This window comes from Hymenobacter glacieicola (genome assembly GCF_014640315.1).
GTDB classification, from domain to species: Bacteria; Bacteroidota; Bacteroidia; order Cytophagales; family Hymenobacteraceae; genus Hymenobacter; species Hymenobacter glacieicola.
This window is the reverse complement of the sequence record NZ_BMGS01000004.1, coordinates 18,775-37,262: the sequence shown is the minus strand read 5'-3', so window position 1 is coordinate 37,262 and position 18,488 is coordinate 18,775. Positions and strand designations below refer to the sequence as shown.

The following is an 18,488-nucleotide window of genomic DNA, read 5'->3' as shown; positions in this document are numbered from 1 at the left end:
CCGATGAGCTACTTAGAAACTACCGCCGATGTGTACCGCCAGGCGGCCCAAGAGCCCCAGGTGGGGCTGTGCTGCACCACCAACCCCGTGTGGCAGCTGCCCGGCCTGCGCATTCCGCAGCGCATGCTGTGCATGAACTACGGCTGCGGCAGCACCGTGAACCCCCGCGACCTGACGGGCAGCCCTACCGTGCTGTACGTGGGCGTGGGCGGCGGCATGGAACTACTGCAGTTTGCCTACTTCAGTCGGCGCCCAGGCGCGGTTATTGGCGTGGATGTGGTGCCGGAAATGCTGGAAGCCTCCCGCGCCAACATGCTGGAAGCGGAAGCCCAGAACGAGTGGTTCCGCCGCGAGTTTGTGGAGCTGCGGGCCGGTGATGCCCTACACCTGCCCGTGCCCGACGAAAGCGTGGACGTAGCGGCCCAGAACTGCCTGTTTAACATCTTCAAGCTCGATGATTTACAGCGCGCCCTACAGGAAACCTACCGGGTGCTCAAGCCCCACGGCCGCCTGGTAATGTCGGACCCGACCTGCGAGCAGCCCATGAGTGAGCAGCTGCGCGCCGACGAGCGGCTGCGGGCCCTGTGCCTGACCGGCTCCCTACCCCTGCAGCAGTACCTGGACCTGATTACCTCCGTGGGGTTTGGCACGGTGGAAGTGCGGGCCAAGCGCGCCTACCGGGTGCTCTCGCCCCAGCACTACGCCACCGAGGAGCTGATTTACATTGAGAGCGTGGAGGTGTGCGCCATCAAGGACCCCATGCCCGCCGATGGGCCCTGCATCTTCACCGGCCGCACGGCCATTTACTACGGTCCCGACGAGCTGCTAGACGACCAGAAAGGCCACGTACTGCTGCAAAATCAGCCCTTGGCCGTCTGCGACAAAACCGCCGGCGCCCTGCTGGCCCTGGGCCGCAACGATATCTTCGTGTCGCCCTCCACCTACTTCTACGACGGTGGCGGGTGCTGCTAAGCAGCCAACTATCCCTTAAAGCCTGGGGCCCCCGCCGATATATCGGCGGGGGCCCCAGGCTTTTTTTAGGTTAGGAAGGTAGGCCAAGCGTGGCAGCTGGCTTACGCGGCGCCCAGCTCAATTTCACCTTTCAGGTAGGTTACGGCGTAGCCGCTCATCAGCACCCGGTCGCCGCGCAGCTCACACCATAGGTCGCCGCCGCGGGCCGAAACCTGGCGGGCATGGAAGGTGGTTTTGTTGAGGCGCTCGGCCCAGTACGGTACCAGGGTGGTGTGGGCTGAGCCCGTCACCGGGTCTTCGGGCACACCCACGCGGGGCCCAAAAAAGCGCGACACGAAATCAATACCATCGGTGCCGGGGGCGGTGGCAATAACGGCGCGGTACTCTACTTTGGCCAGGTGGCTCATGTCGGGGTGCAGGGCACGCACTTCGGCTTCACTGGCAAACAGGCACACCAGGTCGGGGCCGGCCAGAATGCTGAGCGGGGTAGCCCGGAGCCCATCGAGCAGGCCATCGGGGTGGGTGCTGAGTGGCTGGGGCGGGCGAGCCGGAAAATCGAGCGTAAGCCGGCCTTCCGGGCCCTGGCTTACCCGTAGCGGGCCGCTTGTGGAGTGGAACACGATTTCCGGCCCCTGAAAGTTAAGGTGGCGGTATAAGACGTGGGCCGAGGCCAGGGTAGCGTGCCCGCAGAGCTCCACCTCCACGGCGGGCGTAAACCAGCGGATTTCGTACTCGTTGCCCGTTTTCGGCACAAAGAAGGCGGTTTCGGCCAGATTATTTTCGGCGGCAATAGCCTGCATGGTTTCGGCGGGCAGCCAGGCCGTGAGCGGGCACACGGCGGCCGGGTTGCCGGCAAAGGGCCGGTCAGTGAAGGCATCCACTTGGTAGAGGGGCTGGAGCATGGGGTGGCGAAGGGTAAAAGGATGAGTCAGCAAAACAGATCAGACGCCGAAACTACGCGTTCCGGCCATATAATATATGCTGGAGCCGCCCTACACTAAGGGCAGGGCCGACTCAGAATATAGGGTTCAGAAAATAGTTAAGCTACCACGCAACCCCCGCCCAGCCGGGCCGGTCATGGCTGCAGAACGCTAGCGTACGACATCCTACCCTTTTTATCCGCGGCTGCCTATGCCTGAATCTATTGATGCATTACTAGAAGGATGCCGACGAGGGAACCCCACGGCGCAACGGGCTTTATACGAGCGGCTGAGCTACCAGCTGATGGGTGTATGCCTGCGCTACTGCCCCTCCCGGGCCGAGGCGGAAGACGCCCTGCAACTCACCTTTGTAAAAATTTTTACCCGCCTTGACCAGTTTCGGGGGCAGGGGCCTTTTGAGGCCTGGGCCCGGCGCATTGCCGTTACTACCTCCCTCAACCTCTGGCACCAGCACCAGCAGCGCGGCCCCCACACCGAGTGCGAGGAAGCCGCCGACCTGCACCACCCCGATGGCACCCCCTTCGACCAGCTGTCGGCGGAAGACGTGGTGCGCCTGATTAGTCGGCTGCCCCCGGGCTACCGCACCGTTCTGAACCTGTACGCCATTGAAGGGTACTCGCACGCCGAGATTGGGGAATTATTAGGCATTTCGGAAAGCACCAGCAAATCTCAGCTTTCCCGGGCCCGTCGTCTGCTGGAAGAACGCCTGCTTTTGCAGGCTCATACGCCTCACTACAATGACTGAACACGAATCGGAAGACCTCTACCACGACTTACGCCGCAAGCTGGAAGGCTACGGCAGCGCCCCCCCCGAAGGCCTGTGGGCCAGCATTCAGGAGCAGCTACCCGCGCAACCCCGGCGCCGGCGCCGGCCACTAGCGGCCTTGCTGCTGCTGGCTACCGCCCTGATTTGCCTGACCTTGGGCACGCGCCCCTGGCAAGAACAATTCGCGCCAACAGCAGCCCGGCGTTCTGGCTGGTCAGCTCTCCTGTCGGGGCAGAACCAGCCCGCCGGTACAACTCAACCGGCAGCTCCTACCTCGGCTGGCACCGGGGAAGTTGCCCCAACCGCCGGCCCCGGACTGGCGGATGGCGGGCGGGCTACCCCGGCAGCAGCCGATTCGGCCGGGGCTGCAGCTACGCAGTTGCCAAACGATAATGCTCTGGCCAGCCTCACTGCTCCTTTCCGCCCGCTTCGTCGCCGGCACAACCTGCCCCGGTGGCCGTTCCAGCGGCTGGTTTCGGCACCCCCTACCTATTCTGAAGGTGAGAAACCTCAAGGCGAGGAACTTACTACCGAGCCAGTGGCCCCCAAAACTGGGCGAGCGGTGGCTTCCTCGCGTAAGGCAGGGGTGGCGGCTTTAGTTGGGAGCCGCCGCGCTAGGGGCGTGCAACCACGCCGGATTTCGTTTGCGGGCCATCCGGAAACGGCCGCGGCTACCCGAAGCTCGGCCCGCCAATCAGTTGCCTTGCGCTTAACTGGCCGCTCCGCCGCTTCGCCTCGCCGAAAAACGGCGGGTCAGAGCGCAGATGGCCGTCCAACCTTCGAGCCTACTTCGGCCCGGGATTTTGCAGGGCGGAAGGCGGCCGCGGCCCGGGTTAGCAACGAGCCGTTGGCTTTGCTGGCGGTCCGGCCCCCGGCTATGGACCAGGAGGAGCTAGAAGTACGGGCCAAGCGCCGGCCCCGCACCCGGCCCTCGCGGCGGGAGCTGCTGCTGCGCGGGTGGAGCGCCCAGCTGCTGGCCGGTACGGGGCTTACTTACCGGGCCGTGGGCAACGGGGCCACGCAGCTGGAGCAGCTAGAGCGCCCGGGGGTGGGGTTCTCGGCGCAGGCCAGTGGCGCGTACGCCCTAACCCGCCAGCTCACCGTATCGGCGGGGATAGGCTACGCGGAGTACGCTACCTCCCTGCGCTACCAGCTCAGCAAAGCGGGCCAGGACACTGTGGGGACCCGGGCCATCAATTTCCGCGACGTGTACCGGTTTGTAATGGTGCCTCTTCAGGTTCACTACACCCTGCAGGGCAACCAGCGGTGGCGGCTGGGCGTGCTGGGGGGCGGTACCCTGGCCTTGCTCACCGGTGCGCGCACCACGGAAGGCACTGCCTGTAACTGCTCGCAGCGGCAGTGGCAGCCCGGTGTGGGCACCACCTCTCCTTTTGAGCGGACGAGCCTGCTGCTGAATGCCGGAGTTTTTGCCCAGTATCAATTTGCTCCGGGCCAGTGGTTTACGGTTCGCCCGCAGGGCCACCTGTTTTTAAACTCCTTAACTAACCAGGCCTCGGGGCGGGCCGCACGCCGCCCTTGGAGCTTGGGCATCCAGGCCGGCTACTCCTGGGACCTGGACCCGCGCAAACACTAATTTTTTATTCAATAACTCTTCCTATTATGATTCAGCGCAAGAATTTCCTTTTCTCGGCCCTGCTGTTGGTGCTGCCGTTGCTCTCGGGCTGTAATTCCGGCTCCGACCTGATTATTTGCGAGGATGGCAGCACGCCAACTCCCGGCCCAGGCACTCCCGCCACCATTACCGAGGTACTGACCCAACTGGGGGCGCCTACCCAGCGGCTTACCTACGACCCTACCCGCCAAAATCAGTTTACCGGCGCCCTGGGCACGAGGGTAACGATTCCGGCCCGGGCCTTTCTGCGGGCGAACGGGCAGCCCGTTACCGGGCCGGTGGTGCTGGAGCTGCGGGAGATTTTCGATAAGGCCGGCATGATTCTCAGCAACCGGCCTACCGTGGCCAGCGGGCGACTACTGGAATCGGCGGGCGAAGTGTTCCTGCAGCCGGCCCAAGACTCCAGCCTGCGCCTGAGCCCCGGCACCACCATCCAGATTCAGACCCAAAATCCGCCTAACCTGGCCAGCCGGGATTCCATGCGCTTGTTTGTGGCTCCCGTGCCCGGCGTTAATACCACCAATTGCTTTACCTGGCTTCTCAATCCGGACCCGCAATCCAGCCTCAGCCCCACGCCTTCCGGGTACCGGCTTGAAATCGGAAAGGTTTTGTTTGATGCCGGCATGGGCTGGTTTAACTGCGACCGGTTTTATGGCACACCCAGCCCCCAGCCCATTGTAGTTGACGTGGCCGGCCCAGACGTCGATCCTCAGCAAAATACCATGGTGTTTGCCGCCTTCCGCGCCTTCAACGGCAGCCTCCGGGTGTGCGACTTCACGGCGCCCGGCACCTTCCAGACGGGTGGGGCGCCGGCCGGCGCGGCCATTAGCGTAGTGGTTATTCAAACCCTTGGGGGCAAACTCTACTATGGCCGCCAGGATGGCGTTGTGGCGGCGGGCACCCGGTTCAGTCCCGTGCTCAGGGAAACTACCCGTGCTGCTCTGGTAGCCGATTTAGCTACATTATAGTTCGTGTTGATACTTTATTACCCGGCCCGGCTGCCCTTAGCAGTCGGGCTTTTTTATGCGCGGCTCGAACGAGTGCATCTTCTTACTAGCTCTGTTGCAGCACGCCACCGATGATAACCTGGCGTACGGGGTTTTCGCCCAGCCAGTAGGGAATTTCTTCGGGTGTGGGCACGTCCAGCACCAGGATGTCGGCGCGCTTGCCGGGCTCCAGGCTGCCGCATTCCTGCTGCTGCCCGATGGCCCAGGCGGCATTGCGCGTAACTGCCGCCAGGGCTTCGTGGGGCGTCAGGCCCATTTTCAGGCAGGCCACGGACAAGGCCAACCATAGGTTTTTGCTGGGGCAGGAACCAGGATTGAAATCGGTGCTGATGGCAACGGGCAATCCGGCCTCGATAAACTGCCGGCCCGGCGCATACTGCTCCTGACGCAGAAACAGCGGCACCAGCGGCAGCAGCACGCCCACCGTGCGCCCACCCGACAGGGCCGCGATGCGGGCCGCTCCGGCCGGCGTGAGGTAGTCGCAGTGGTCCACGCTCACGGCGCCCAGGGCGGCGGCCATTTCGCAGCCGCCCAAATCGTGTAACTGCTCGGCATGGATTTTCAGCCCAAAACCCAGCTCCCGGGCCCGCAGCAGGTAGCGGCGCGACTCCTCCACGGAAAAGGCGCCCTGCTCGCAGAAAATATCCACGTAGGGCGTCTGCTCAGGCTGCAGCTGGGGTAACACCTCCGCGGCCAGCATGGCCAGGTATTCGGCGGGGCGGCCCCGGTATTCGGGGCCGGGTACGTGGGCCCCCAGGAAGGTAGAAACTACCCGGGCGGGCTGCAAGGCGGCCGCCTGCTGGGCAATGCGGAGCAGGCGCAGCTCAGTAGCCGCATCCAGCCCGTAGCCGCTTTTGGCCTCAAGGGTTGTCACGCCGTAGTGCCGGAAGCCGGCCAGGTGGTGGAGGGCATTGGCTAGCAGCTCGGCATCGGAGGCGGCGCGGGTGGCGTGCACCGTACTCAGGATGCCGCCCCCGCTGGCCAGAATATCCAGGTACGACTCGCCCTGGAGCTTGCGCTGAAACTCCGCGGCGCGGTTTCCGCCGAACACCAAGTGCGTATGACACTCCACCAGCCCGGGCATCACAACCCGGCCCCGCGCTTCCAGCACTTCCGTTTCCGGCGTTATCTGTGCTTCATCTAGTTCTGTCATCGGCCCGACGGCCACAATCCGGTTGTGGCGGCAGGCCACGTAGCCATCCGGAATGCTGCGCCACTCGCGCAAGGCTGGGCCCGCCAGGGGCCGGCTGGCGTCAGGCCCGGCCATGGTCAGCAGGTGGTTGCAGTGGCGAACAAGCAGGGTGTAGGACATAGTCGGGCGGGCGGGTGGGGTAGTCGAAAAACCAAATATGCGCAGATCCTGACGGCTAATTCAACCGGCTTGATTTGCCCGGTGCCTAGGTTACCCATTGGCTTGTCGGGCGTGTAACTTTTCTGCCGACGTGGAACATTTTTTAGACGAATTGTAAAATATAATAGGGAAAATGCGCATCCATTTCTGAGAAACCAGAGTTTATAGCCCGTCTCTGCTTATCTTACTTATCCAGTAATCAGTAAGCGTTCAGCTACTTACTGATTTTCATTCACCCTTGGTCCTTTCCCAAAATGAAGAAAACACTACTCTCCTTCTGTATCTTGCTTAGTGGACATTCGGGTTGGGCCCAACTTCCCACGAACAGCTACGCCGTTACGGCTCCTTGTCCGGCCAGCGCGGGCAACCCGTCGGTGCTGCAGCAAGTAAATACCGATGGTTCCCTGACTCCCATAGGAACCGTCACGGATGGCACTACGCCGCTGATCCTGAACGCCCTGGGCTTCGATGACGCCAACCCCACGAGCCTGTACGCCATGAGCGTGCAGCAGCCCGTCACGATGGCCAACTTCGACACGCCCCCTACCCTGTACCAGGTGGCCCTGGGCACGGCGCAGGCCACCAGTTTGGGCACCGTGACCCCGCCGCCCGCTCCTACTACGGGCCTGTCGCCGCTGGTTTTTGGAGAGGTTGAAGTGCGCAACATTCGCCAGACCTTCAACTTTATTGGGGATGGGGGTGCCAGCTCGGAGTATTACGTGGGCGGGGCCACGGCCCGGGTAATTGCCAACTTCTTGACGGGTTCTACCCGGATTGCCGACCTGCGCCTGTACGTAGGAACCATTCAATTGGCACCCTTCACCACGGCTGCTCCGGCCTGGCTTACCCTGGACACGTCGGAGCCCGCTACGGCCGCCGTGGTAGCTACTTACCAAGCTCAGGTGCAGGCTTACCTGGCCAGCGGCGACAACGGCCCGGCGCCAGAAGGTGGGATTCAGGACTGGGTGTATGACGTGCGCACCGGCAATCTGGTCAGCTACCTGGGGCTGGAAGACAAATTCCTGACCATCCGCAACCCCGCTACGGCTCCCGCCGGCACCACCACCGTTCCTACTGCCCCCATTCCTACCCAGCAAAACATCGGCTCCATGTTCACGGACCGCGACGGTAACGTGTACGCCGTGGATGCCGACGGGGGCACGATCTACAAGATTGACCGCCTCACCGGCAACTACTCCGGCAGCTCCTACGGCTCAGCTTTCGGCTGCTCCCGCGGCGACGCCGTGAGTTTGCCCGGCGCCCTGCCCCTGCCCGTTACCCTGGTCAGCTTCCGGGCTACCCGGGCGGGCAGCGGAGTGCAACTACGCTGGCTGACGTCGAGCGAGCAGTTGGCGGCATACTTTGAAGTGGAGCGCAGCGCCACGGCCACCAACTGGCAGCCCGTAACCCGGGTGAAGGCCAGCAACCGGCCCAGCGGCCAACGCTACACCGCCACCGACCCTTACCCGCTGGCCGGTAAGGCCTACTACCGCCTCGCCATGCATGATGTGGATGGCAGCGTGGCCTACTCTTCGGTGCAGGTAGTAAGTACCGAGCCGCTTACCGTCACCACCTACCCCAATCCAGCCCGGGAAGAGCTGCGGGTGCTGCTACCCGCCCCGGAACTGCCCAGCAGCCTGGACTTACTGAACGCCCGCGGCCAGGTGGTACGCCACCTCCAATCGGCGGCGGGTGTTGGCCCTGTACAGGTGCCCACCCAGGGGCTAGTGGCCGGGCTGTACTTGCTGCGGGTGCAGCAGGCCGGCGCTACCAGCACCGCCCGAGTAGTACTGGCCGGTCCGGGCAACTAACCACTTGGCTTTTCTGCTGCTTAAAACCATAGGCCCGCGGCAGTGCTGCGGGCCTATGGTTTTGGCCTTCTGCCGTGTGATGCCGCTACGCGGGCCGGTGCATCAGCAGGGAGTAAATCAGGGGGAGCTTGCCGGGCAGGGCCGCGAGCTGGAAACGGCCGGGCGTGGTTTCCTGCATGCCCGCAAAGCAGTTGTAGGGCGAGAAGTCGTATTCCTGAAAGTCGGTCAGCTCCAGGCCCTGCCGGCGCAGGCTACCCAGTACTTCGCCCAGGTCGTGGTTCCACGATACGGATGGGTTAGCCAGTGGGGCTTCTGGTTCGGCGTAGGTTCCCACGCTTATTTCCTCAATGGTTTCCCGGTTGAAGTAGCTGTACTCTACCCGCGTAAACTGACTGTCGAACATCCAGACTACCGGGTGCATTTCCACCAGGAGCAGCCGGCCCCCGGGGCGCAGGTAACGGCGTACCACGGCCGCCCAACGGTCCAGATCGGGTAGCCAGCCCAGCACGCCGTAGGTGGTGTACACTAGGTCGAAGCCGGGCTCCGGGGGCAGATGTGCGGGTAGGCTGTACACGTCGCAGCACACGAACTCGGCGGACAGCTGCAGGTCAGTGGCCAGCTGGCGGGCGGCTTTAATTCCCTCATCGGAAAGGTCGACGCCCGTTACCTGGGCCCCAAGCCGGGCCAGGGAAAGAGTATCCTGCCCGAAATGGCACTGCAGGTGCAGCACCCGCTGCCCCCGCACGTCCCCTAACAAGGCCAGCTCAATTTCCTTGAGCGAAGTTCGACCCTGCCGAAAGCCGGCTACATCGTAGAAATCGGAGCGCAAATGATACTCGGTTTTGGCGTTCCAAAGCGCGCGGTTGAGTTCCAGGTAAGTGGCGTGGTCAGGCATAGGGGCAAGATACGGGGTTTGGCCGGGCCCACTAACTACCACGTACCAGCCGAGGGGTAGCCCGCTACCGTGCTAACCCCGCCGTTTTTCGGGGCCCTACCCATCCTGGTTGAGGTGGTAGCCCGTACTGCTGATGTACCCGTTGTTGTTTTATGCTCTCAGCTACCCCCGCGCCCCTTATTCTGACGCTCACGCTTGATGCGGCCGCGCAAGCCTACTTCAATGAGTTGCGCCAGCAGCATTTCCCGCCCGCGCGCAACTACCTGCAGGCCCATGTCACGCTGTTTCACCACTTACCCGGCCCGGAGGCTCCCGCCGTTGCCGACCACCTGGCCCAGGTAGCGGCCCACACTCCCGTGCTGCCCCTGCGGGTGTCAGGTCTGCGGTTTCTGGGGCGTGGGGTGGCCTACGAGTTACAGAATGACAGCTTGCAACAGCTGCATAAGCAGCTGCAAGCCACCTGGGCCGCGTGGCTGACGCCCCAGGATCAGCAGCGCCTCAAGCCCCACGTTACGGTCCAAAACAAAGTCGAGCCGGCCGTAGCTCGCGCCCTGCACCAGGAGCTGGCGGCGCAGTTCGTCCCGTTCGAGGCCACGGGCACGGGGCTCACGCTTTGGGCCTACCAGAACGGCCCCTGGCAGCAGCTGGCGCAGTTCGCCTTCACGGGCGGGTAGCGTGTGGGTGATTTGCCTGGTTAAACTTCCGGGCAGATGAATTTGGGCCGGGCTCGTTTCAACTAAGGGTGGCGCTACCCTTTCCGCGTACCGCCGCCCTGGCTGTCTGATGCTGGCAGTTGCTTGCGCCGGACGGAGAGCTTCAGCCTGCCAGACTGCCACCCGGCGAAGCCCGCGGGAAAGCGCTGGGCCGCAGTCGGCAACTACTTCCCCCTTGCTACTTCCTGCGGGCCGTAATGGTGTGGGTCAGGGACTTGAACTGGGCCAGGGCGGCGTCGAAGTCCTGGCGGGCCACGCCCTGCAGCACCACGGCCGTGCTCCCAATTAGGCTGACTTGCTGGTACACGAGCACCCGCTGGCCCTGCAGTTGCGCAAACCCTTCGGTTTCGTAGGTTACCAGCTCGTTTACTTTCGTGGAAGACATCTTGCGGGCCGAGTAGCCGGTGAGGCCCGCGCGCCGGCCCAGGGCCTGCTGGCTGATATCGGCGGCGGTAAGGGAGGGGTTGTAGGGCAGGGTTGTGATGGTTACGACGGGCTCGGTGCCGTAGTCGGGACGGCGCTGCCCGCCCAGGGTGTAGGTGTACTGCCCGTTTTGAGCTTCGGCCAAGGCAAACGGCGACTTTTTCTCTTCCAGGGCAAATACGGCGTCGGCGAGGGAGGTAGGGCTGGCCGGGCCGGCCTTCTGGTAGGTGGCCGTAAGCAGGCTGCGCCGCAGGGCCGTAGCGGTAGCCGTATCGGCGGCGGGGTAGCGCGCATCCAGCAGCACGGCAAAGGTGGAGTCGCCGAAAAGGAGCTGGGCTGATTCCTGGGCTGCCCCGAGCTGCACTCGCACCAGTCGGGCCGGGTAGGTGCCGACTACTTCCCGAAACTCCAGCACCTTGCCGCCCCGGGCCTCAAACCGCGCCGGGTTGAAGCCAGCGGCCTGGCGGTAATAGTTGCTGCCCTTCAAATCATACACCTGCAGCACGGCCCCACCCCGCCGGAAGCCCGACAGGCCCGCCGCGGACGTAAAGCCGGGCGGGGGCGTCAGCCAGACCTGGGTGCCGGCCACTGCCCGGGCCGGGCTAGCGCCTTGAGCCACGCTCACGAGCGGCAGCGCCAGCAACCCAATCAACCAGAAAATACGCGGGGTAGAAAACAGAGTCATACGCACAACGAGGCCCCCCACTCAGCCACCAGCGGCGCGGTTCGGGCCCACGGCGTGCAAGGTAGGCAGGAAACCGGGCCCCGGCGCGCCGCGGCCCCGCAACGGCACTTAACCAGGCAGCGAAAGAAGCGGGTGCCCCGCCCCCACCTGAAACTCGCGCAGCAGCAGCCACAAGCCCGCATCCGTCACGGTGTGCATGCACGGAATGGCCTCGCCGCCTACTCCGCCGGGCTGGCTGACGTCATCCACCAAGCCCATCGTCCAGCAGGCAAACTGCCGGTGCGAAATAGGGCCATCGGCCAGTACCTGCACGCCGGTGTGGCGGCAATCTGCCTCGATGCGGCTGAATACGGCTGCCACGGCTTCCGGGGCCCCTTCCAGTACTCCTAAAAACCGGCTACCATCGTGCAACAGCACACCCGTAATGTTGACCTGCTGATTATGAAAGCGACATTGTTCCAGTAAACGTCCTAGCTCGGGCGCCGAAAGTCGGGCCACTACGTTACTTTGATAGATAAGATGATGGAGCGAACTCATGGGGAGAGTAAGAATAAACTTTCAACCTAGCTACCTAGTCCTAAAAAATACGAGTTGAGTGCTACTACAGTCGACTTGATTTCATCCCTATTTGATTTCCCAGCTTCCTAATTTGGGCCGGCAAAGTCCAACCGTCCAGTTTTTCTCCTGACGTCCATGCAAGCACTTTTGTTGATTGACATTCAAAATGACTTCTTACCCGGCGGCTCCTTGGCCGTAGCGGGTGGCCACGAAATTCTGCCCCTCGTAAACCAGCTGCAGAGCCAGTACGAGTTGGTGGTAGCTACCCAGGACTGGCACCCGGCTGATCATCAGAGCTTTGCCAGCCAGCACCCCGGCCGTCAGCCCTTCGAGCTGATTGACTTGCACGGGCTACCCCAAACCCTCTGGCCCAACCACTGCGTGCAGGGCACGGCCGGGGCCGAATTCAGCCCGGCCCTGGAGCAGCACCGCATTGAAGCCATCTTCCGCAAGGGCACCAACCCGGAAATTGACTCGTACAGCGGCTTCTTCGACAACGGCCACCGTAAAAGCACCGGCCTAGCCGACTACCTGCGCGGGCGCGGCGTACGAGAAGTGCACGTGTGCGGGCTGGCCGCCGATTATTGCGTCAACTTTTCGGCCCTCGATGCCTTGCAGGAAGGCTTTGCCATTACGTTTCTGGAAGCGGCTACCCGCGCCATTTCCGCCGACGGATACGCCCAGGCCCGGCAAGAACTGCTGCGGCGCGGTGCCCACCTGGGTTAAGCGCCCGGACCCACTGGGCTAACCTTTGTGGGAAGTTCAGGGTAGAAAAAGGCCCCGCCCCGGCCGTTCCTTTCGGGTGGGGCCTGTGCTATGGCTGATTTTTTCCCTGATCTGGAGCGGCTGCGGCTGCTGGTGTACACGGTGGGCGTAGTGGTGGGTAGCTTGCTGCTGGGGTGGCTGCTGAAGCGGCTGGCCTTCTGGGGACTTAGTGCCTACCACCGCCGCGAGCCGTCCCTGCTGGCCCAGTCGGTGCTGCAGCATCTGAGCCGGCCCAGCGGCTGGTTTTTCCCGATTCTGGTGCTTTCCTTCCTGCTCCCGCTCACCTACCTCGATGGCCGGGCCCTGGAGGTAGCCCGCCGGCTGGTGGAAACGGCCCTGCTGGCCACCTTCGCCTGGGGCCTGGTGAAAACCGTGGACGTGATTGAGGACCTGGTGCAGCATCACTACCGCCTCACCGACGACGACAATTTGCGGGTGCGCAAGCTGTTTACCCAGCTGCAGTTCGTAAAAAAGCTGGCCGTTACGCTCATCATTTTTGTGGCTACGGCCCTGATTCTGATGAACTTCGCCACGGTGCGCAAGATTGGCACCGGGCTGCTGACTTCGGCTGGTATTGCCAGCGTCATCATCGGTTTTGCGGCCCAGCGCTCCATCAGCAACCTGCTGGCGGGCTTTCAAATTGCTTTCACCCAGCCCATTCGGCTTGATGACGTGCTGGTGGTGGAAGGCGAATGGGGCCGGGTGGAGGAAATTACGTTTACCTACGTGGTGCTGCGCATCTGGGACGAGCGGCGGCTGGTACTGCCGCTTAACTACTTCATTGAAAAGCCCTTCCAGAACTGGACTCGCACCACGGCCCAACTGCTGGGCACCGTGTTCCTCTACACCGACTACACTATTCCGGTGGAGGCCGTGCGGGCGGAACTGCAGCGCGTGGTGCAGGAACATCCGCTTTGGGACCAGCGGGTGTGCGTGCTGCAAGTCACGGATTCCAAGGAACGTACCCTGGAGTTGCGGTGCCTGGTAAGCGCGGCCAACTCTAGCCGGGCCTTTGATTTGCGCTGCGCGGTACGGGAGCAGCTGGTCGGGTTTATTCAGCAGCATTACCCCGAAAGCCTCCCCAAAACCCGGACGCTGGTGGAGGCCCCGGACCAACCATTTACGTCCGCCCCGAGCGAATATTAACTTCGCGAAATTAAGTGAAAATAGGCTTTTCCGACGTATATTTGTAGATTAGGCGGCTACCTCTGGTACTATTTCCAGAAGCAGTAAGCGGCTACGCACTACATGATTCGTCTGGAATATTTCACCCCTTCTGATTTCGACCAACTGATTGCCTGGATTGACTCGCCGCGCCTGCTCATGAACTGGTCGGGTCCCATGTTTAACTTCCCCCTGAACCGCGAAAAGCTGGAATGGTACGTGCAGGATGCCAATGAGCTACAGTCGCCGGACGTGTTCATTTTTAAAGCCATTGACACCGCTACTGAAACCGTAGTCGGCCATATTTCCCTGGGCGGCATCAGCCAGAAAAACAGCTCGGCTCGCGTGAGTCGGGTGTTTATTGATCCGCAAGCCCGGGGCCAGGGCTTTGCCCGCCATATGCTCACGGAAGTGCTCCGCTTCGGCTTTGAAGAACTGCAGCTGCACCGCATCGACCTGGGCGTGTACGACTTCAACGAGGCCGCCATCCGGGCGTACAGCCGCGCCGGTATGCAGCGCGAAGGTTGCTCCCGCGACATTCTTAAGTACGAGGGCGAATACTGGAGCCTGATTGAAATGAGCATGCTCGACCACGAATGGGCCGCCCTGCCCGCCCCCTTGCCCGCTGACGCGGCTTAACAACTAGGCAACACCACGCGCCAAGGGGCGCCGCATTATCACTAAACCGGTAATGCGGCGCCCCTTGGCGCGTGCTTGCCAGGTGTTCTACCGGTTATTCATCAGGGTAAAGCGCGCGTCTATCTGCTCCCGGGAGGCCCGCCGGATTTCTTCCGAGGTGCCGTAGCCGACCTCCTGCTCGCCGGCCGCGAGGCGCTGCATCACGGAGTCGGCGAAGTCATCAACGGGTACGCCCCAGGTATGCAGGCCGGCCCCGCCCAGGTCGGTGTTTACCGCGGGCGGTACAATCTCCAGCACCTGAATGGGGGTAGTGGCCAACTGGTGCCGCAACGACAGCGTGAAGGAGTGCAGGGCTGCTTTGGTGGCGCTGTAAATAGGCGCCTGGGCCATGGGCGCAAAGGCCAGCCCCGAGGTAACGTTGATAATGGCCGGCCGGGGCTGCTGGCGCAACTGCGGCAGCAGCAGGGTAGTTAAGTGAATGGGAGCTTCCACGTTAATTACCAACTCCTGTCGCCGGGTTTCCCAATCCTCTTCCTCCGTTAGCTGGAAGCGGCGCTGAATGCCGGCGTTGTTTACCAGCACATTCAACCCGGGCAGCTCGCGGCTAATCCACTCCACCAGCGCTACCCGCTCGGCGGCCTCAGCCACGTCGCAGACCCGGGTAAGCAGCCCTGGCAGGTGCTGCCGGGCCTGCTGTAGTTTGTCTTCGCGGCGACCCACGGCCAGCACCGTGCTGCCGGCCCGCTGAAACCGCTCAACCAGGGCCAGCCCAATACCGGACGCGCCGCCCGTAATCAATACTGTGTTTCCTGCCAGGTTCATGCTACGCTCTTTACGGGTTAGATAAGTAAGGATTAAGTCAAACAAATGAGGCCGGCCGTCACGCAGAGCCCGTGCACACCGCGCTGCTACCGAGTGCCTTGCCTGCGGTATTGTTGGAAGTGGCAGCAAGCGTGCTGCTTCGCCGGCAACTCCGCCGCAAATTGCTGCTGCCCGCCCCTGTTTCAATTGCTAAGTCCGTGGCTGCCCGCCCGCAGTGGCTGACTTCCTAAGTGAGCAACCGCCGGAGGGCACATTGGTTAACTTCTGCGGCCGGGGCCGTCAGGGAGTTGGCCGGCTCCGCTGGGGGTAGGCGGGGGTAATTGCAGCAGGACTTGCCGTGCCGGGCGGGGCAGTGGCGAAATTGCAAAAAGTAAATTTTCTGCGGGTTTGCCCCGCACTTTTATGTACCTTCCGCCCTTCGATATCCAGCCCACCAAGCTGCCCTGTCCTGGGTGCCCGCTCATGAAGCACTGCCTCCTTTTTTTGCTGCCCCTGTTGAGTGCTGCTCCGAGTGGCGTGCAGGCGGGCACTGGCGCCCCGGCCCGGACGACGGCCCCCATCCTCCGCGACAAGGAAGTAGCGGCAGATTTGCGGGCGGCGTGGCTGGGAGCCCCCCTGAAGCGGTTTCGGCACCTGGTACCGGAGCGGCGCTCCGTGCCTTCGCAAATCACCTATTACACCCGCCCCGATGAGGCCCTGAATATTGGGGGCTACGCCGTTACGGGCATCAGCTACGGCTTTTACAAAGGGCTGCTCTGCTGCGTGGAGGTGCGCGTGCTGGGCTCCAGCAACTGCCAGGGCATTTACAGCCTGCTCACGCGCACCTACGGCCCCAGCCAGATGGCCGCTACCTCGGCCCAGCAATGGACGAACCCTCAGGTGCGGCTCCTTTATACCGAGATGCCCAAGGGCTACGCTACCGTGGTGGTAGCCAGCACCCCGCTGGTGGCCCAGTACCAAGCCGCCCGGCAGGCCGTGAGCCACGAAGCCGCCTAGTTGCCGCTTAACGAAAACCAGGGAAGCCCTTGGTTTTTTTGGTACCGGACGCTTTTCGGAGCCTGTGCGCGCCGGGCCGGCAACTTCCGCCCTATTCGCCCGTTAGGCTGAGGGCACGAGTTACTTCCGGCCAGCCATGAAACGTGATGAGATAGAGTTTCGCCAGAACCTGGTTGTGTACGGGTTGATGGCGGTTGTGGCCGTAGGGGCGCTGGTGTTGGCCATCTGGTACCACCTGCGGCACCCGTAGCAGAACAGTACTACTTTTACTTCCTCACAGAAGCGGGACGCTGGCCCGGCGGCTGATGTTCCGAACCATCCCTTGCGGGCTGAAAGCAGCCTGCCAGAAGCGGGGCGAGCAGTTTCTTGGCAAACAAAAGCCACCTTTTCTGACTTTCCCCGTACTTCGTAAGTCCTATTCCGAAATACGCATGAGCACTACTGAACCCGCTGATTCCCTGTCTGCCGATGTGGTCCTGATAGGGGCTGGCATCATGAGCGCCACTTTGGGCATGATGCTGAAAGAATTGCAGCCTGACCTTACCATTGCCATTGTAGAGCGGCTCGACGTGGCCGCCGCCGAAAGCTCCGACGCCTGGAACAACGCCGGCACGGGCCACTCGGCCTTCTGCGAGCTAAACTATACCCCCGAAAAGCCCGATGGCTCCGTTGACATCAGCAAGGCCATCAAAATTGCCGAGCAGTTCGAGGAGTCCAAGCAATTCTGGTCCTTCCTGGCCGAAACCTACGCCGTAAAGGAGCTAACGCGCTTCATCAACCACATTCCGCACCTGAGCTTTGTGTGGGGCGCCAAAAACGTAGAGTTTCTGCGCAAGCGCCACGCGGCTCTCACCCAGTCGCCCTTGTTTCAGGGCATGGAATACACGGAGAGCCGCGAGGAGATGGAGCAGTGGATGCCCCTGGTGATGCACGGCCGCGACCCGCAGCAGCTCGTAGCGGCCACGCGCATGGATCTCGGCACCGACGTGAATTTCGGCTCCCTGACCCGGGGCATGTTCACGCTGCTTCAGCAGAAGCCGGGCGTTACTTTCTACTTCCACCACGACGTGGAAAAGCTGCGGCAGAAAGAGGACGGCATCTGGCGCGTAAAAGCCCGGGACCTGACCACGGATGCCACTATTAAACTCCGGGCGCCGTTCGTGTTTATTGGCGCCGGGGGCGGTTCCCTACCCCTGCTCATTAAGTCGGGCATTCCGGAGGGCGCGGGCTTTGGCGGTTTCCCCGTAAGCGGGCAGTGGCTGAAGTGCGTAAACCCCGCCGTTATTGCCCAGCACCACGCCAAAGTGTACGGCAAGGCTGCCGTGGGCTCCCCGCCCATGTCGGTGCCCCACCTGGATACGCGCGTGATTAATGGCAAGCAGGAGCTGCTGTTCGGCCCGTACGCCGGCTTCAGCACTAAGTTTCTCAAGCAGGGCTCCTACCTCGATTTGCCTTTGTCGGTGAAGCTGAGCAACATGCGCCCCATGATTATTGCGGGCCTCAAGAACATGCCGCTGACCAAGTACCTCATCAACCAGGTGCGCCAGTCGCCGGAAGACCGCCTGGAGGCCCTACGCGAGTATCTGCCCGAAGCCCGGCCGGAAGACTGGAAGCTGGAAATTGCCGGCCAGCGCGTGCAGGTTATTAAAAAAGACGAAAAGCAGGGCGGGGTTTTGGAATTTGGAACCGAGGTAGTAGCTGCTTCCGACGGCTCCATTGCGGCCTTGCTGGGCGCTTCGCCCGGGGCCTCCACGGCCGTGAGCATCATGCTGGGCCTAGTGCAGCGCTGCTTCCCGGCTAAAGCCCAAACCCCGGAGTGGCAAGCCAAGCTGCGCGAAATGATTCCCTCCTTTGGCCAGTCGTTGAACGACAACCCCGCCCTGGTGGAAGAAATTCGCGCCCACACCAGCGCCGTACTCGGCCTGAAAGTTGACGCTGCCCCGGCAGCGCAGTAAGCTACCCTACCTGTTCCCGGCCAAGGCCGCCCGATGCACGTATCGGGCGGCCTTTGTCATTTCTAATAAATTACATTTTAAGCTGGTAATCAGCCTGATACAAGTATACGCAGCTGATTTGGGCGAGCCTAGCTTCTGAAAGCGAAGCGACGGTATTCCAGTCGTGTAAAGAATTAGGGTTTATGAATGTATAAGTCCGTCATGCGGAGCAGCTCGCCTGCTGATCCAGGATGACTACTGTAACCTCAGCACGCGAGCTGCTTCGCCTCCGGCTCCGCACGACGCTCTTCAAGTCAGCACTTAACTGCGCCCAGGCAGAATGGCTCGAATTATTTCTGGGCGCCAATAAGTTTTGCTCCGCCTGGGCCTATGATATGCCCGCAGCCCGTACT

General features: G+C 62.4%; 17 protein-coding genes. 11 read left to right on the top strand and 6 right to left on the bottom strand.

The annotated features are described in order from the left end of the window. Positions 1-3 precede the first annotated feature (3 nt). Positions 4-972, top strand: a complete 969-nt coding sequence (gene arsM, locus IEW18_RS08170; RefSeq protein WP_188557355.1) for an arsenosugar biosynthesis arsenite methyltransferase ArsM — start codon at positions 4-6, stop codon at positions 970-972. 101 nt (positions 973-1,073) lie between these two features. Here arsM and IEW18_RS08165 read toward each other — a convergent pair whose 3' ends face one another. Further along, positions 1,074-1,874: a PhzF family phenazine biosynthesis protein gene (locus IEW18_RS08165; protein WP_188557354.1), complete on the bottom strand. Its 801-nt coding sequence runs from the start codon at positions 1,872-1,874 to the stop codon at positions 1,074-1,076. Positions 1,875-2,103: 229 nt separating this feature from the next. Between IEW18_RS08165 and IEW18_RS08160 the strand changes: the two genes are divergently transcribed. The 3 genes from IEW18_RS08160 to IEW18_RS08150 are packed head-to-tail and all read left to right on the top strand — an operon-like array spanning position 2,104 to position 5,280. Then, on the top strand, positions 2,104-2,658 hold the full coding sequence (locus IEW18_RS08160; RefSeq protein WP_188557353.1) for an RNA polymerase sigma factor: 555 nt from the start codon (positions 2,104-2,106) through the stop codon (positions 2,656-2,658). Further along, positions 2,651-4,273 carry a hypothetical protein gene (locus IEW18_RS08155; protein ID WP_188557352.1) on the top strand — a complete coding sequence of 541 codons (1,623 nt, stop codon included), beginning with the start codon at positions 2,651-2,653 and terminating at the stop codon, positions 4,271-4,273. Before IEW18_RS08160 ends, IEW18_RS08155 begins: the two co-directional genes overlap by 8 nt. Before the next feature lie 26 nt (positions 4,274-4,299). Further along, positions 4,300-5,280, top strand: a complete 981-nt coding sequence (locus tag IEW18_RS08150) for a hypothetical protein (RefSeq protein ID WP_188557351.1) — start codon at positions 4,300-4,302, stop codon at positions 5,278-5,280. Positions 5,281-5,365: 85 nt separating this feature from the next. On the opposite strand, the gene hutI is transcribed toward IEW18_RS08150, so the two are convergent. Continuing rightward, on the bottom strand, positions 5,366-6,631 hold the full coding sequence (gene hutI, locus IEW18_RS08145) for an imidazolonepropionase (protein WP_188557350.1): 1,266 nt from the start codon (positions 6,629-6,631) through the stop codon (positions 5,366-5,368). Between the two features lie 323 nt (positions 6,632-6,954). On the opposite strand from hutI, the gene IEW18_RS08140 reads away from it, so the two are divergent. Next, positions 6,955-8,481, top strand: coding sequence for a T9SS type A sorting domain-containing protein (locus IEW18_RS08140; RefSeq protein WP_188557349.1), 1,527 nt, complete (start codon positions 6,955-6,957; stop codon positions 8,479-8,481). A gap of 85 nt (positions 8,482-8,566) precedes the next feature. Here the strand turns inward: IEW18_RS08140 and IEW18_RS08135 are convergent, their stop codons facing one another. Beyond that, the gene (locus IEW18_RS08135) at positions 8,567-9,376 is read right to left on the bottom strand and encodes a class I SAM-dependent methyltransferase (RefSeq protein ID WP_188557348.1); all 810 of its coding nucleotides are present in this window, start codon (positions 9,374-9,376) and stop codon (positions 8,567-8,569) included. A gap of 152 nt (positions 9,377-9,528) precedes the next feature. Between IEW18_RS08135 and IEW18_RS08130 the strand changes: the two genes are divergently transcribed. Then, entirely contained in the window at positions 9,529-10,050 is a 522-nt protein-coding gene (locus tag IEW18_RS08130) for a 2'-5' RNA ligase family protein (RefSeq protein ID WP_188557347.1), read from the top strand. 217 nt (positions 10,051-10,267) lie between these two features. Here IEW18_RS08130 and IEW18_RS08125 read toward each other — a convergent pair whose 3' ends face one another. After that, a complete protein-coding gene (locus tag IEW18_RS08125; RefSeq protein ID WP_188557346.1) occupies positions 10,268-11,197 on the bottom strand; it encodes a hypothetical protein in 930 nt (309 codons plus the stop codon). A gap of 108 nt (positions 11,198-11,305) precedes the next feature. Next, complete coding sequence (locus IEW18_RS08120) at positions 11,306-11,734, bottom strand: BLUF domain-containing protein (protein WP_188557345.1); 429 nt, start codon at positions 11,732-11,734, stop codon at positions 11,306-11,308. A 156-nt stretch (positions 11,735-11,890) separates the two neighbouring features. Between IEW18_RS08120 and pncA the strand changes: the two genes are divergently transcribed. From pncA to IEW18_RS08105, 3 genes are all read left to right on the top strand, one after another. Further along, positions 11,891-12,481: a bifunctional nicotinamidase/pyrazinamidase gene (gene pncA / locus IEW18_RS08115; RefSeq protein ID WP_188557344.1), complete on the top strand. Its 591-nt coding sequence runs from the start codon at positions 11,891-11,893 to the stop codon at positions 12,479-12,481. A 90-nt stretch (positions 12,482-12,571) separates the two neighbouring features. Continuing rightward, positions 12,572-13,666, top strand: a complete 1,095-nt coding sequence (locus IEW18_RS08110; protein WP_188557343.1) for a mechanosensitive ion channel family protein — start codon at positions 12,572-12,574, stop codon at positions 13,664-13,666. Between the two features lie 102 nt (positions 13,667-13,768). Beyond that, positions 13,769-14,323, top strand: a complete 555-nt coding sequence (locus IEW18_RS08105) for a GNAT family N-acetyltransferase (RefSeq protein WP_188557342.1) — start codon at positions 13,769-13,771, stop codon at positions 14,321-14,323. Between the two features lie 87 nt (positions 14,324-14,410). Here IEW18_RS08105 and IEW18_RS08100 read toward each other — a convergent pair whose 3' ends face one another. Further along, a complete protein-coding gene (locus IEW18_RS08100; protein ID WP_188557341.1) occupies positions 14,411-15,145 on the bottom strand; it encodes an SDR family oxidoreductase in 735 nt (244 codons plus the stop codon). Positions 15,146-15,607: 462 nt separating this feature from the next. Between IEW18_RS08100 and IEW18_RS08095 the strand changes: the two genes are divergently transcribed. Beyond that, positions 15,608-16,141 (top strand): hypothetical protein, encoded by a 534-nt coding sequence (locus IEW18_RS08095; protein WP_188557340.1) that lies wholly within the window; start codon positions 15,608-15,610, stop codon positions 16,139-16,141. A gap of 431 nt (positions 16,142-16,572) precedes the next feature. Further along, positions 16,573-18,096, top strand: a complete 1,524-nt coding sequence (locus IEW18_RS08090) for a malate:quinone oxidoreductase (RefSeq protein WP_188557339.1) — start codon at positions 16,573-16,575, stop codon at positions 18,094-18,096. Positions 18,097-18,488 lie beyond the last annotated feature (392 nt).

Bases quoted from the DNA above. Each gene is read 5' to 3' on its own strand.
- IEW18_RS08090 (WP_188557339.1), top strand. From the start codon at position 16,573: ATGAGCACTACTGAACCCGCTGATTCCCTGTCTGCCGATGTGGTCCTG.
- IEW18_RS08105 (WP_188557342.1), top strand. From the start codon at position 13,769: ATGATTCGTCTGGAATATTTCACCCCTTCTGATTTCGACCAACTGATT.
- pncA (WP_188557344.1), top strand. From the start codon at position 11,891: ATGCAAGCACTTTTGTTGATTGACATTCAAAATGACTTCTTACCCGGC.
- IEW18_RS08125 (WP_188557346.1), bottom strand. From the start codon at position 11,197: ATGACTCTGTTTTCTACCCCGCGTATTTTCTGGTTGATTGGGTTGCTG.
- IEW18_RS08165 (WP_188557354.1), bottom strand. From the start codon at position 1,874: ATGCTCCAGCCCCTCTACCAAGTGGATGCCTTCACTGACCGGCCCTTT.
- arsM (WP_188557355.1), top strand. From the start codon at position 4: ATGAGCTACTTAGAAACTACCGCCGATGTGTACCGCCAGGCGGCCCAA.
- IEW18_RS08130 (WP_188557347.1), top strand. From the start codon at position 9,529: ATGCTCTCAGCTACCCCCGCGCCCCTTATTCTGACGCTCACGCTTGAT.
- IEW18_RS08095 (WP_188557340.1), top strand. From the start codon at position 15,608: ATGAAGCACTGCCTCCTTTTTTTGCTGCCCCTGTTGAGTGCTGCTCCG.
- IEW18_RS08120 (WP_188557345.1), bottom strand. From the start codon at position 11,734: ATGAGTTCGCTCCATCATCTTATCTATCAAAGTAACGTAGTGGCCCGA.
- IEW18_RS08135 (WP_188557348.1), bottom strand. From the start codon at position 9,376: ATGCCTGACCACGCCACTTACCTGGAACTCAACCGCGCGCTTTGGAAC.
- IEW18_RS08155 (WP_188557352.1), top strand. From the start codon at position 2,651: ATGACTGAACACGAATCGGAAGACCTCTACCACGACTTACGCCGCAAG.
- IEW18_RS08100 (WP_188557341.1), bottom strand. From the start codon at position 15,145: ATGAACCTGGCAGGAAACACAGTATTGATTACGGGCGGCGCGTCCGGT.
- hutI (WP_188557350.1), bottom strand. From the start codon at position 6,631: ATGTCCTACACCCTGCTTGTTCGCCACTGCAACCACCTGCTGACCATG.
- IEW18_RS08110 (WP_188557343.1), top strand. From the start codon at position 12,572: ATGGCTGATTTTTTCCCTGATCTGGAGCGGCTGCGGCTGCTGGTGTAC.
- IEW18_RS08160 (WP_188557353.1), top strand. From the start codon at position 2,104: ATGCCTGAATCTATTGATGCATTACTAGAAGGATGCCGACGAGGGAAC.
- IEW18_RS08150 (WP_188557351.1), top strand. From the start codon at position 4,300: ATGATTCAGCGCAAGAATTTCCTTTTCTCGGCCCTGCTGTTGGTGCTG.